This is a genomic window from Microbacterium sp. I2 (assembly GCF_051364985.1).
Lineage (GTDB): Bacteria > Actinomycetota > Actinomycetes > Actinomycetales > Microbacteriaceae > Microbacterium.
In genome coordinates this window covers 51,869-64,768 of the sequence record NZ_JBLWIH010000010.1, presented here as the reverse complement: position 1 = coordinate 64,768, position 12,900 = coordinate 51,869, and the positions used below count along the sequence as shown (strand labels likewise).

At 69.2% G+C, this 12,900-nt stretch carries 12 protein-coding genes; 6 read left to right on the top strand and 6 right to left on the bottom strand.

The window, feature by feature from the left end; genetic code table 11:
* Positions 1-11: 11 nt before the first annotated feature.
* Positions 12-875, bottom strand: a complete 864-nt coding sequence (murI, locus tag ACLKM7_RS09445) for a glutamate racemase (RefSeq protein ID WP_436446947.1) — start codon at positions 873-875, stop codon at positions 12-14.
* Positions 876-916: 41 nt separating this feature from the next.
* Here murI and ACLKM7_RS09440 point away from each other — a divergent pair, with 41 nt between their 5' ends.
* A complete protein-coding gene (locus ACLKM7_RS09440; RefSeq protein WP_436446946.1) occupies positions 917-2,266 on the top strand; it encodes a nicotinate phosphoribosyltransferase in 1,350 nt (449 codons plus the stop codon).
* Between the two features lie 19 nt (positions 2,267-2,285).
* On the opposite strand, the gene ACLKM7_RS09435 is transcribed toward ACLKM7_RS09440, so the two are convergent.
* From ACLKM7_RS09435 to ACLKM7_RS09425, 3 genes are read right to left on the bottom strand one after another with little or no spacing between them, the layout of a single operon-like run.
* Positions 2,286-2,552 carry a DUF3039 domain-containing protein gene (locus ACLKM7_RS09435; protein WP_168914262.1) on the bottom strand — a complete coding sequence of 89 codons (267 nt, stop codon included), beginning with the start codon at positions 2,550-2,552 and terminating at the stop codon, positions 2,286-2,288.
* A gap of 41 nt (positions 2,553-2,593) precedes the next feature.
* Positions 2,594-4,159: a hypothetical protein gene (locus ACLKM7_RS09430; protein WP_436446945.1), complete on the bottom strand. Its 1,566-nt coding sequence runs from the start codon at positions 4,157-4,159 to the stop codon at positions 2,594-2,596.
* Positions 4,135-5,574 carry an ABC transporter ATP-binding protein gene (locus tag ACLKM7_RS09425; protein ID WP_436446944.1) on the bottom strand — a complete coding sequence of 480 codons (1,440 nt, stop codon included), beginning with the start codon at positions 5,572-5,574 and terminating at the stop codon, positions 4,135-4,137. Before ACLKM7_RS09425 ends, ACLKM7_RS09430 begins: the two co-directional genes overlap by 25 nt.
* Before the next feature lie 195 nt (positions 5,575-5,769).
* Here ACLKM7_RS09425 and ACLKM7_RS09420 point away from each other — a divergent pair, with 195 nt between their 5' ends.
* The 4 genes from ACLKM7_RS09420 to ACLKM7_RS09405 all read left to right on the top strand — a co-directional run bounded on the left by ACLKM7_RS09420 (position 5,770) and on the right by ACLKM7_RS09405 (position 8,206).
* Positions 5,770-6,462, top strand: coding sequence for an NTP transferase domain-containing protein (locus ACLKM7_RS09420; protein WP_436446943.1), 693 nt, complete (start codon positions 5,770-5,772; stop codon positions 6,460-6,462).
* 74 nt (positions 6,463-6,536) lie between these two features.
* On the top strand, positions 6,537-7,520 hold the full coding sequence (locus ACLKM7_RS09415; RefSeq protein WP_436446942.1) for a hypothetical protein: 984 nt from the start codon (positions 6,537-6,539) through the stop codon (positions 7,518-7,520).
* Between the two features lie 119 nt (positions 7,521-7,639).
* A complete protein-coding gene (locus ACLKM7_RS09410) occupies positions 7,640-7,942 on the top strand; it encodes a hypothetical protein (protein ID WP_436446941.1) in 303 nt (100 codons plus the stop codon).
* 33 nt (positions 7,943-7,975) lie between these two features.
* Entirely contained in the window at positions 7,976-8,206 is a 231-nt protein-coding gene (locus ACLKM7_RS09405; RefSeq protein WP_436446940.1) for a hypothetical protein, read from the top strand.
* A gap of 95 nt (positions 8,207-8,301) precedes the next feature.
* Here ACLKM7_RS09405 and ACLKM7_RS09400 read toward each other — a convergent pair whose 3' ends face one another.
* Entirely contained in the window at positions 8,302-9,615 is a 1,314-nt protein-coding gene (locus ACLKM7_RS09400; RefSeq protein ID WP_436447221.1) for a DUF222 domain-containing protein, read from the bottom strand.
* Between the two features lie 485 nt (positions 9,616-10,100).
* On the opposite strand from ACLKM7_RS09400, the gene ACLKM7_RS09395 reads away from it, so the two are divergent.
* A complete protein-coding gene (locus tag ACLKM7_RS09395) occupies positions 10,101-11,477 on the top strand; it encodes a maltokinase N-terminal cap-like domain-containing protein (protein WP_436446939.1) in 1,377 nt (458 codons plus the stop codon).
* A 6-nt stretch (positions 11,478-11,483) separates the two neighbouring features.
* Here the strand turns inward: ACLKM7_RS09395 and ACLKM7_RS09390 are convergent, their stop codons facing one another.
* A complete protein-coding gene (locus ACLKM7_RS09390; RefSeq protein WP_436446938.1) occupies positions 11,484-12,773 on the bottom strand; it encodes a CDP-glycerol glycerophosphotransferase family protein in 1,290 nt (429 codons plus the stop codon).
* Positions 12,774-12,900: the final 127 nt, after the last annotated feature.

The following is a 12,900-nucleotide window of genomic DNA, read 5'->3' as shown; positions in this document are numbered from 1 at the left end:
GGCTCCTCGGGTCAGGCGGTCGGAAGGTCGATGGCACCGGTCTGCACGAGCCGGACGGAGCTCACCTCGCGGCCCATGAGCCGGTGCGCGAGGTCGAGGAACTCGTCGGCCGATGCGCCGGTGGCCTCGTAGACGTGGCGGGGCGTGGCATCCGGTCCCGCGAGCAGGTTGCGTGACACGAGTTGCCGGTAGACGTCCTTCGCGGTCTCGGTGTCGCTCGAGACGAGGCTCACTTCGGGACCCATCACATAGCTGATGGCGCCTTCGAGGAACGGATAGTGCGTGCAGCCCAGCACGAGCGTGTCGACGCCGGCGTGACGCAGCGGCGCGAGATACTCCTCGGCGACCGCCAGCACCTCGGGCGAGTCGGTGACGCCGGCTTCGACGAACTCGACGAAGCGCGGGCACGCCTGCGCGAACACCGTCAGCCGCTCGTTGACCTCGAGCATGTCCTGGTAGGCGCCCGATCCGATGGTCCCGGCCGTGCCGATGACGCCGATGCGGCCGTTGCGGGTGGTCGACATCGCGGTGCGCACGGCAGGGCCGATCACCTCGACCACGGGGACGTCGTAGCGCTCCCGCGCGTCGCGCAGCATCGCCGCCGAGGCGGTGTTGCACGCGATCACCAGCATCTTCACGCCCTGATCGACGAGTGCGTCGAGGATCTCGAGCGAGTAGCGCCGCACATCGGCGATGGGCTTCGGCCCGTACGGCGATCGCGCGGTGTCGCCGATGTACAGGATCGACTCGCGCGGCAGCTGCGCCGAGACAGCACGGGCGACGGTGAGCCCGCCGACACCGGAATCGAAGATTCCGATCGGCGCGCCGGTGCCTTCTCGATCCAATCGGCCGTCCTGCGCCTGTCGAAGGGTCACGATGCCCCAGCCTACGCCAGCCGATCACTAGGCTGACCCGCATGACCCTTCGACAGGCTCAGGACGGCGGCCCCTCGACCGCCCTGTTGACGGACCGCTACGAACTCACGATGCTCGACGCGTCCTTGCGCGACGGCACCGCCGAGCGCCGCTGCGTCTTCGAGCTCTTCGCCCGCCGCCTGCCGGGAGGACGACGATTCGGCGTCGTCGCGGGCACGGGGCGCCTGCTGGAGCTCATCCGCGACTTCACGTTCGGCGACGATGAGCTGCGATTCCTGAGGGACGAGAAGGTGGTGGATGCCGCAACACTCGACTTCCTCGAGGGTTACCGTTTCACCGGTTCGATCACCGGCTACCGCGAGGGCGAGCTCTACTTCCCCGGCTCGCCGATCCTGACTGTCGAGGGCACCTTCGCCGAGGCCGTCGTCTTGGAGACGCTCGCCCTCAGCGTCCTCAATCACGATTCCGCGATCGCCACGGCCGCCGCACGCATGAGCGTCGCCGCCGGCGAGCGGCCTCTTGCCGAGATGGGTTCGCGGCGTGCGGCCGAGTCCTCGGCGGTGGCCGCCGCGCGAGCGGCCTACATCGCCGGCTTCGGCGCGACCTCGAACCTCGAGGCGGGACGGCGCTGGGGCATCCCGACCATGGGCACCGCCGCGCACTCCTGGACCCTGCTGCACGACAGCGAGGAGGCAGCGTTCCGCGCACAGATCGAGGCGCTCGGCGTGGAGACGACGCTCCTGGTCGACACGTACGACATCCGCGAGGGCGTCGCGACGGCGATCCGGGTCGCGGGAACCGGGCTGGGCGGTGTCCGCATCGACTCGGGCGACCTGCCGACCGTGGCCGCCGATGTGCGCGCCCAGTTGGACGACCTGGGGGCAGCCGGCACCCGCATCACCGTCACGAGCGACTTGGACGAGTTCGCGATCGCGTCGCTCGCGGCATCCCCGGTCGATTCGTACGGGGTGGGGACCTCGGTGGTCACCGGCTCCGGCAGCCCGACGGCCGGCATGGTCTACAAGCTGGTCGCGCGGCAGGACGCCACCGGCGGCTGGGTCGCGGTAGCCAAGTCCTCGACCGACAAAAGCTCCAAAGGCGGTCGCAAAGCCGCCTTCCGCACTCTCGACGACGGCACGGCCACGAGCGAGCTGATCGCCGTCTCGGACGGCTTCGAACAGCTCCAGACTGTGGCATCACACCCGGGAGCGCGTGCGTTGCAAGTCACGCTCATGGCCGCGGGAGAACCGGATACCTCGTACGAAGGAGCCGCGGGCGTCGAGGCGGCGCGCGCACATCATGCGCGCGTGCGCGAAGAGCTGCCGGTGCGGGCTCTCGCGCTCAGTCGATCCGACCCCGCGATCCCCACCGTCTACGTCGACGCGGAGTGAGCCGGACCGGCCCGGGTGCTCAGCCGCCGAGGGACTCGTAGATCTCTTTGCAGGTGGGGCAGATCGGAAACTTCTCGGGGTCTCGGCCCGGCGTCCACTTCTTCCCGCACAGCGCGCGCACCGGCTTGCCGGTGATGGCCGACTCGAGGATCTTGTCCTTCTTCACGTAGTGCGAGAAGCGCTCATGATCGCCCGGCTCGACGCTCTCTTCGCGAATGAGCTCTTCGAGCTCGCGGTCGAGGGTCGCGAGTCCACCCTGATCGGGGCCTTCGACAGGTGTGCTCATGGTGAGTCAGTTTAGCCCGTCGGCAGCGCGCGGGACCCGGGTCACGTCGCCTCCGCGAACTCCATGATCCGCCCGCCGCGTCGTTCGAATGCCAACGATCCGACGACGACTCCGACCACGAGCACGCCGAGTCCCACACCGATACCCGTCCACATCGCGGTGGTCGCAGCATCCGTCTCGCCGTTCAGCGCGCGCCACGACCACCACAGCGCGGGGATCGCCAGCGCGAGCCCGCCGAGCATCACGAGCGCCTGCGCGATGGCGCCCGTGGCGCTGGTGCGCTGCGGCTGCTGGAAGGGGCTCTCGCCCGGGCGCGAGACCGCATAGGGTGCCAGCACCGACGAAACGCTCGACAGTCCGAGACCGGCGAGGAAGAGCGAGGCGCACACGCCGACCATCGCAGGCAGCAGCGCCCACCGGCCGTGCAGGGAGATCGCGACGGGGATCGCGACGGCCAGCAAGGGCACCCCGATCAGGACGACGGGGACGAGGCGACCGACGCGGTCCGAGATCCCTCGCACGCCGCTGGCGACGTGCATCCACACCGCGGTCGAGTCGTACGCGACATCGTTGTGCGGCAGCCACCCCAGGAAGAGCGCCGCGAACGGCACGGGCACCAGTACGACGATCTCGGGGGGAACCCCCGCGATCAGCAGAGGGACGACCGTGATCGCGGCGGCGATCGGGATGATCAGCGCGTTGACGACATAGCGCCGATCCCTGAACCAGTAGTGCAGACTGCGTGCGGCGATCGCGCCACCCGGTGTGCCCGGCGCGACGGCGAACCAACCGAGACCGCCACGGTCGCGGGTGGACAGCGGGCGCTCGGTGGTGGTGAGCAGCCGATGCACGGCCCACGCCCACAGCAGGCCGAGGACCGCAACCGTCGCGACGGCGACGGCGACGGTGAGCCAGAGGTTGCCGCCGGTCGCCACCACTCCCGGCAACGCCCATCCGGCACCCAGCGGGGTCACGGCAAGGGTCGAGACCGCCTCGACCAGCTGGGGCGGAACGGTGCCCTCCCATTCGAGGGATGACAGGAAGACGCCGACGGGAACCACCACGACGAGCACCACCAGAACGAACACGCCCGACAGCTCGCGAGAACGGCGCTCCCGAAGGAACAGTGCCGCAAGGGCCATGCACACCCGCGCCAGAAGCGAGCACGTGACGATTCCGAAGACGACCCCGAGGATCGTGAACACGGGCGGCACGCCCTGCTCCGACCACACCACGGCGGCGCTGACGGCGATCGCGAGCAGAACGAGGATGGGCACACTGATCAGGCCCACCACTGCGAGTGCTGCGGCCAGCCGCCCTCGCGACGGCGCGAGGAGTGCGAATCGTCGCGGGTCCAGCGGGTCTTCCGCCGCGCCGATGAGCGGTGCGAGCGCGAATCCGAGCGTGACGCCCGAGCCGCCGAGGACCGTGACGGCGAGGACGACGTCGGTGTCGGCGTCCCGCATGGTCAGGATCGCCCAGCATGCCGCAGCGGTCGCCGCGGCGAGGATCACCAGCCCCGCGACGACGCGGACCACGTGCGGCGGGCGGCCGCGCAGCGTCCCGAAGAGCAGCGCCAGCCTCAGTCGGAGAACGTGTGCAGCCATTCCAGGCCCTCCACGTCGCTGAGGCCGCCGGCGAGCTCGACAAAGCGCTGTTCGAGGGTCAGCTCGCCGCGGACCTCGTCGACGGTGCCCTCAGCCAGCACCTGCCCGGCCACCAGCACGGCCACGCGCGTGCAGACGCGCTCCACGAGCTCCATGCCGTGACTGGAGAGGATCACCGTCCCCCCGTGTGCGACGTACGTGGAGAGGATGTCGAGGATGATGGCGCTGGAAACCGGGTCGACGGCCTCGAACGGCTCATCGAGCACGAGCAGGCGTGGAGAGTGAATCAGCGCTCCCGCGAGCATGACCTTCTTGAGCATGCCCGCTGAGTAGTCCGAGACGCTGCGCCCCAGCGCACCTTCCAGATCGAACGCGCGCGCCAGGTCGGCCGTGCGGCTTTCCACCACCGCCGGAGAGAGCCCCCGCAGCACACCGTAGTAATAGAGGAGCTGTCGTCCGGTGAGGCGATCGAACGTGCGGAGGCGGTCGGGCAGCACGCCCATGAGCTTCTTGGCCGCAACCGGCTTTGCCGCGGCATCCACCCCACCCACCCGGATCGTGCCGCGGTCGGGCTTCAGCAGTCCGGCGATCATCGACAGCGTCGTGGTCTTTCCGGCGCCGTTCGGGCCGACGAGACCGTAGAACGTGCCGGCGGGAATGGTCAGGTCGATGCCCTCGACGGCATGCGTGCCGCCGAACCGCTTCGTGACGCCCCGGAGGACGAGGACATCACCGGATGCCGCAGCCGCAGGCGGCCCCACGACCGGGACGGCCGTGGGCTCGAGCTCGAGCTCGAGCTCAGGCTCGAGTTCGGGCTCGGACTCGCGTGCTGGAGCGATATCCGGCGCGGCCGACGCGTCTTCCGCTTCGACCACCGTCGGGAGCTCGACCGGCGCGGCTACTTCTTCCTCGACGACGGCCGCCGCCGGAACCGACTCGGATTCACGCTCTGCCGCGACTGCGTCCGCCGGATGGGTCTCGGCCTGGAACTCGGCTTCAGCCTGGGGCTCGGCCTCGGCTTCGGGCTTGATCTCGGGCTCGACCGGAACGGTCTCGGGTTCGGTCGGGACACCGATCCCGGATTCCGCGGCCGCGGGAGGATGTGGGTCGGTGGGCGGCGCGGGAAGCGGCGGCTTCGGGGGCACAACTATGTCGGCCGCGACGATCGCTGCGACATCCAGGTCCGTCGGCAACGGGGGTGGCGGGCCCGGATCCGCAACCGGAGTCGCAGCCTGCGTCGGACGCTTGGTCTTGGCTGCAGGCTTGCGCCCGCCCTTAGGCCGCGGCTTGCGGGGGGATTCATGCGCGTCAGAGGCTGGCTTCACCGTTGCGGGAAGCCGGACGACCGGCGCACTGGCGTGACCGTCCGGCTCTTCCGGATCGATGTCATTCGGCACCGGGAGGGAGGCTGTCACCAAACAAACGTATCAAGGGCCCCCGTCAGACGGGGAAGTCGGTGACGCCGAATCTCGGCATCCGCGTTATGTCACAAATCAGCAACGGCGGCCGATCATTCTGCACGTTCCCAGGCGTCATCGCTACCATGGGCCAGGCACGAAGGGGTGTCTTGTCGGTGAACCGACAGTGAATCGCGGACTTCAGGAGTTACCTTGACCCTTCAAACCGTCATCCTCGCAGCCGGAATGGGCTCGCGGCTCGGGCGCAGCCTGCCCAAGCCGCTGACCGAGCTCAGCGACGGCCGCAGCATCATGCAGCAGCAGCACGACAACATCCGTGCCGCGTTCGGCCGTGACGCCGAGATCACCACCGTTGTGGGCTACCGCGCCGAGGCGATCGTCGAGGCGTTCCCCGATGTTCACTACGTGTACAACGACCGTTACGACCAGACCAACACATCCAAGAGCCTGCTTCGCGCCCTCGCGAAGACCGGCAAGGGTGGCGTGCTCTGGATGAACGGCGACGTCGTCTTCGACCCCCGCGTCCTCGGGCGCGCGATCGAGCTCATCGAGCGCGATCAGTCGTTCGTCACCGTGAACACGTCCAAGGTGAGCGACGAAGAGGTGAAGTACACGGTCACGCCCGAGGGGCACATCAAGGAGCTCTCCAAGACCGTCAAGGGCGGGATCGGCGAGGCCGTCGGCATCAACTACATCTCGAGCCGCGACAAGAAGGCGTTCATGCGGCAGCTGAGCCGCGTCGACGACCAGGACTACTTCGAGCGCGGCCTCGAGCTGGCGATCGTCGAGGATGGACTTCTCCTCCAGCCGCTGGACATCTCGGACCTGTACGCCGTCGAGGTCGATTTCGCCGAAGACCTCGAGCGCGCGAACCTGTTCGTCTGAGCCTCCGTCGCGCGGCCCTCACGGGGCGTGTCAACCCCCGTCGATCGACAGCCGCGGCGGTTAGGATCGGCGCGATGGCCGACAAGGTGCACCGTATCCACACCCTGCCCGAAGACTCTCCGTGGCAGGGCGGGCTGCCGCCTGCCGGCTCGGACGAACATCCTCGATCGATCCGTGCACTCGATCGGGTGCTCGCCATCCAGCGCCCGGTCGTGCTCGCACATCTGCGGAGCATTCGCCTTCGGCATCCGGATGTATCCTCCGCGGAGATCGTAAGGATCCTCGAGCGTCGCTATCTCGCCGCCGTGACGACCGGTGGTGCCGCCGTGGGGGCGACCGCGGTCGTACCGGGCATCGGCACGGGCGTGACCCTCGCCCTCAGCGGCGTGGAGACGGTGGCGTTCCTCGAGGCCACCGCGCTCTTCGCGCAATCGGTGACCGAGGTGCACGGTATTCCCGTGGCGGACCCTGACCGCGCCCGCGCCCTCGTGCTCACACTCATGCTCGGCAAGGAGGGCGTCGACCTCGTCGCCCAGCTCGCCGGTCAGGTAGCCGGACGCGGCCCGTCTCGCGACAAGTACTGGGGTGAGCTCGTCACCAAGACGCTCCCCCGCGCCGCGGTGGGCCCGCTCGTTGACCGGCTCAAGACCACGTTCATCCATCAGTTCGCCGCGCGAGGCGGAGCATCCTGGATCGGCAAGGCTCTGCCGTTCGGCATCGGCGCGGCGATCGGCGGTGCGGGCAACAACATCTTGGGCAGGCGTGTGCTGGTCAATGCCCGCCGAGCGTTCGGCCCGCCTCCATCCGTCCTTCCGCCCGACCTCGAACCGCGTCCTGGAGCCCAGCGCCTGGAGCGCGCGGCGGGCGTGGGCATCCGCAGAGCGGGTGCGGCGGTGGTCGGCGGTGTGACACGGAGCGCGGGTGCCGTCGGCCGGCTCGGAAGCAGAGTCGTGCGCCGTCCGCAGCGTGAGATCGAGGGCTCGAGCGGCCCGGACGGGTTCGAAGCGGACCTCGACGAGCTCGCGTCCGATCCAGAGGTTCGCCCCGACGATCGCTGAGTTCGCGGCTCCTCCCCTGCACTGACGCCGCAGGGCCCCGCCGGGGACTTTGCACAGCGCGCTCCGATGACCGGGGAATCCCGTCCCTGGCGTCGGCTCCGGCTCCTACGGTGGCCGCCATGCTGCACGCTCTCGAGCCCGACGGACCCCGCCCACCACTCGCCTACCGCGTGCCGTGGCGGATCGACCGGATCTACGATCGGCATCCGCTCGTCACGAACGTCGGTCCCGCCGCCGTGGATTTCGTCCGCATCTTCCTCGACCTCGGTCGCCGCGCGGTCACGGAGCACTGGGGACAGATGCCGCCGGGCGACACTGCGGAACTCTGTCTGTGCGACGCCGAGCCCGATGAGACCATCGTGACGCTGGCCTGGTTCCGACCCGACGACGGCGAGGAGTACTTGTGGCGGTTCGTGATGTGAGCCGCGACACCCGCGCAGGGCGACAATGTCGGTATGGGTCTGTTCATGCAGCGACCGGAGCACAACGACGAACTTCCCGGGCTTCCCGGTGAGCCGCTTCGGGCGGAGACGGCCGCAGAACGGCTAGCGGATGCTGCGCCCGTCGATGCGGGATCGCTCGATCTCTTCGGCCTGGGTGGAGGCGGTGCGGTCGAGTCGATCGTGATCCCCGTCGCACCCGTCATCGAGATCGTTCAGCCGCTCGAGTCCGGCGAGGACGAATAGCCGCCGCTGCGAACCGCTCGCGGCGGCCTGCCGCGAGGCGTGCTGACGGTTTCAGCATGACCGCGATCACGTGCGACCGCGCCGTGGTGGTGGTTTTAGAAGGGTGCGTGGTGGGTGGTGTGGTCGCGGGGTGTGGTGAAGACGGGAACTTTGCGTTCGGGTTGCACGATGTACCGGCGTCCGGTGGGTGAGAGCCATTGGATGGCGCCGCCGCTGCCGTGGATCTGGGTGACGGTCCAGTCGGTGTTGTCTTTGACGAGGTGGTGGTTCTGGCAGAGCGGGGCGTGGTTGTCCAGGCTGGTGTGGCCGCCGTCGGTCCACCGGATCTGGTGGTCGATCTGACAGCGGGAGGCGGGCATGGTGCAGCCCGGTCCCATGCACCGGTCGGCCCGCCATTTCACGAGTTTGCGGAGGGGGGTGGGTGGGTCGTAGCGGTCGCGGCCCACGGAGAGGACCATGCCGGTCTCGGGGTGGGTGAGCACCCGCATCCACTTCCCCTCACCCCCACACAACTCCCGCGCCCGAGTGAGGGGGATGGGGCCGATGCCTTCCACCACCGCCGGATCACACCTGTTCGCCGCGTCGTCGTCGAGGAGGGTCAGGGCGGGCACGGTGACCACCACGGTGGCGCGGATCCCGGATGCTGCGGCCGGCGTCGCGGTGGTGGTGCCGTCGATGAGCAGGTCGCACACCACATCCGCACGCACCTGATCCAACGTCCGGGTATCGACCCCGCCGCCGCCATCGTCGCCCCGGGTCTGGTCACCCTGGTGCTGGTCGCCCTGGTTCTGGTCGCCCTGGTTCTGGTCGCCCTGGTTCTGGTCGCCCTGGTGCTGGTCGCCCTGGTGCTGGTCGCCCTGGTGCTGGTCGCCCTGGTGCTGGTCGCCCTGGTGCTGGTCGCCCTGGTGCTGGTCGCCCTGGTGCTGGTGGTGGTGGTGGCCGGTGATGGTTTTGGCGATCGCGGTGACCCGCCCGTGGATGGCATGCAACTCCACCAGCGGCCCGTACACGCACAGGGTGCCCATGCCGTCTTGTCCCGGGTCGACCCAGACCCGCCGCTCCCGCAGCCCCTGTTGGTGTCGCTCCTGCAACGTGGTCGCCTGCACCGTCTGGATCAACGTGCGCAGGCCCCGCCGGAACGTGCCCACCGGTTCGGCCTCCGCCAACCGGACCGCCCGATCAACGACCTGCCCCCGCAGTCCTGCCGGGACCTCGTCGACCAGGTCCACGAACACCTCGGCATGCTTCTCGGTGATCCGCCCCGACCCCAACGACGCCAACACCACCGGGTACCGGCCCGTCAACGCCTCCGCCTGGGTCAGCAGCCGGCCGGCGGTGTACTCGGTGACCCGCATCGCCGCCGCCAACTCCAACCGGATCGACCTCCACGATGTCCAACACCCCGGCACCACGACCCACCGCCTCCGCCAGCAACTCCCGCCGCATCGCCTCAATCCGGATCAGGCGTTCCGCGGCGAACACCGACATCATCGTCGCCGACTCCGTCACCAGATCCACCCATCCGGCACCGGCATCCACTCCACCGCATCCGGAATCCCCTCACCCCAAGGGTCGGAAGGATCGAATCCGGGAACGTCCGCCATGCATCAAGAATAGTACGCACCTACGACACTGGCTGAGGCCGGTGAAGTAGCCGAACGGGCGCGCGAAGTGCTCACTCATCTGTCTCGATGGCGCAAGGACCTGCAAGATCGTGCGGCTGCAGGCAGAGTCGCACCCCGATCGATCAAGCGATAGATTCACATGCACGTTCTAAAGTCCCCAACGACCGCCTTGGCCGAAGGCGTCCATCGCCGCCCTCCGATGCTGACCGATGCAAGCGCTTTCATCCGGATCTCGACAGCCGACGTGCGCGGGGCATACCCTCACAGGTATGGACAGCACGTTGGCGTGCCTGGCGGCCTGGATGCCGCGGCAGCGGTGGTATGCCGCGAAGGGGCGCCCGCCGAGCCTTCGTCTGGTGTCGTGGTGGGACCTGCCCTCGTCTGCGACCGGCGGGGAGATTCACGTGCGCACGTTCCTCGTGGCAGATGAGGGCGCCTTGCCCGCCGTGCTCTATCAACTTCCCGTCGTCGCGCGGGCGACCGAGACGGTGGTCTGCGACCCCGAGCACGTCATCGGCAGCCCGGAGCCCGGGACGACGTTCATCGACGGGCCCTTCGACCCCGCGTACACCGATGCGCTGCTCACACTCGTGCTCTCCGGTGGCACCGCGCGAGGGCCGCAGACGACCGCGGTCGGGCATTCGGTGTCGGCGATGAGCGCCATCGCGGCGCGGGTCGCCCGAGTGGTCAGCAGCGAGCAGTCCAACACCTCCGTGATCTACGAAGGCGGCGGGTCGCCGATCATCTGCAAGATCTACCGACAGCTGCATCCCGGACTCAACCCCGACATCGAACTGCAGAGTGCGCTCTCGAATGCCGGCTCCACGCGTGTGCCCGCGTCCATCGGCTGGATCGAGGGAACCTGGCCCGACCTGACCACCGCCCATGGGACGGTCACCGGTTCGCTGGCGTTCGCGCAGGAATTCCTGCCGGACGTCGAGGATGCGTGGCGGGTCGCCCTCCTGGCCGCGGCGCGCGACGAGGACTTCCGGGCGCCCGCGGCGGACCTCGGCACGGCAACTGCGAACGTTCACCTCTCGCTGGCCGACCTCTTCCCCACCCGCCTCGCGACCGCCGCCGACCGCGGCGCCGTCGCCTCGACGTGGGCGCGGCGACTGGCGATCGCGATCGCCGAGGTGCCCGAGGTGGCCGAGCGGAGAGAGGCGGCCGAAGCACTGTACCGGCGTGCCCTCGAAGTCGAGTGGCCTCCGCTGCAGCGGATCCACGGCGACTATCACCTCGGGCAGGTGCTGCACGTGCCCCGCCGGGGCTGGGTGCTGCTGGACTTCGAAGGCGAGCCGCTGCGACCGATGGCCGAGCGCACGCAGCACGACTTCGCACTGCGAGATGTCGCCGGGATGCTCCGCTCCTTCGATTACGTGGCCGGATCACTCCGTCAGGACGACCCGGACCGCTCGGCGGAATCCGTGCGCGAGTGGGCGCGCGGTGCGCGGCGGGCCTTCGTCGAGGCGTATGCCGCCACCACGGGTGCAGACCTGGATCCGCGCCATCCGCTGCTGGCAGCCTTCGAGCTGGACAAAGCCGTGTACGAGGCCATCTACGAATCGCGCAACCGGCCCACGTGGGTCGCGATCCCGCTGAGAGCGATCGCACGGCTGGTCGAGCGCCCCGCCGCCGTCTCCTGACCGCGGTCAGCCCTCGAGGGCGTCGTCGAGCTCGGCCTCGTCCTGCTCGCGGTCCTCGTCGTCCGTCTCCTCGACAGACTGCGCGTACCAGCGATCCCACTCCTCCATGAGATGACGGATCGCCCCGTGGAATCGTGCGGTCGCTGCACCGGGTGTCGTGTCGCCGAAGTAGCGACGCACCCATCGCTCCAGCCGTGCAACGGCTTCGGGGTCTGCGAGCACCCGCTCGGTTTCGGCGACGATCGCGGGCGCGGCGGACGCGTCCAGCCATTCGCAGGCCGAGAGGTAGCCGTGCGTGTCGATCGCCGCGGCCGGGTCGGCGGGCCGAGTGATCATCAGCGGCTTGTCGGCGGCGAGCCGGTCGTACACCATCGCCGAGATGTCGACGATGGCGACGTCGGCCGCCGAGAGCTGCCATCCCAGCTCCGGGCCGTCGTCGTACACGTGCTGGCCGGAGGGATCAGCGGCGTTCGCCGCGGCGAGCGCCGCGATGATCCGGCGATTCGCCGCGCCGTACTCCGCGTTGACGACACCCGACCGCGGGTGCGGCCGGTAGATCACGCGGTGCCGCCCGGTGGACAGCAGGGCGCCGACGAGGGCCTCGCCGTGCGAGAGCACCGAACCGTAGTGGGCCGACGGCCGATCCCCCTCCCATGTGGGGGCGTACAGCACGACGGTGCGGTCGTCCGGCCGGTACGGCAGCGTCCCGGAGTAGTGGTCGGCCTGCGGCCGGCCGATCTCGATGGCACGACGTTCGACGTCGTAATCCCACAGCACGCGTGACAGCCGCTCGCGGGCGGCATCGCCGGCGACCAGCGCGTAGTCATACGCCTTGTACTGGTTCGTGGTCATGTACATCTTGTCGGACTCGCCGTGGTTGATGAACACGTGCCAGCGCCTGCCATAGCGGAACATCTGGAAGTTCCGTGTGTTCTGGTTCACGTACAGCACGACGCGGATGTCCTGCTGCGCGAGAAAGCGCTCCAGATCCCGCACCGTGGGCACGAAGGCGACCGGCGGGGCATCCTCCGAGAGCATCACACGTGCTCCCGTCGCTGCACGGCTGAGGACGACGACGGGCCACGTCTTCGCGAGTTCGGCCAGCGGCTTGTACCACTGCCGCATCTGGTACATGTTGACCGCACCGTCGGCGAAATACACCGCGACGCGATAGTGGAACGGCGGATGCTGCGGTCGAGAGGCGAGCGTCCGGCGGACGTCGTGCGCCGCAGAGCGGTTCCTCACCGCCTTGCGGACGAGGCCGACCGCCTTCTTCCCATCCGAGACAACACCCACGCCTCTAGCCTAACCGCGGCGCGCATGACCCCATGGGGCGGTCAGCGGGTTCACGGCGGCGCCCATGACATGATCGACGCGTGCATGTCGAGCATCGTGGGCGCCGGGACGCTCCGGTCGTCCCTCC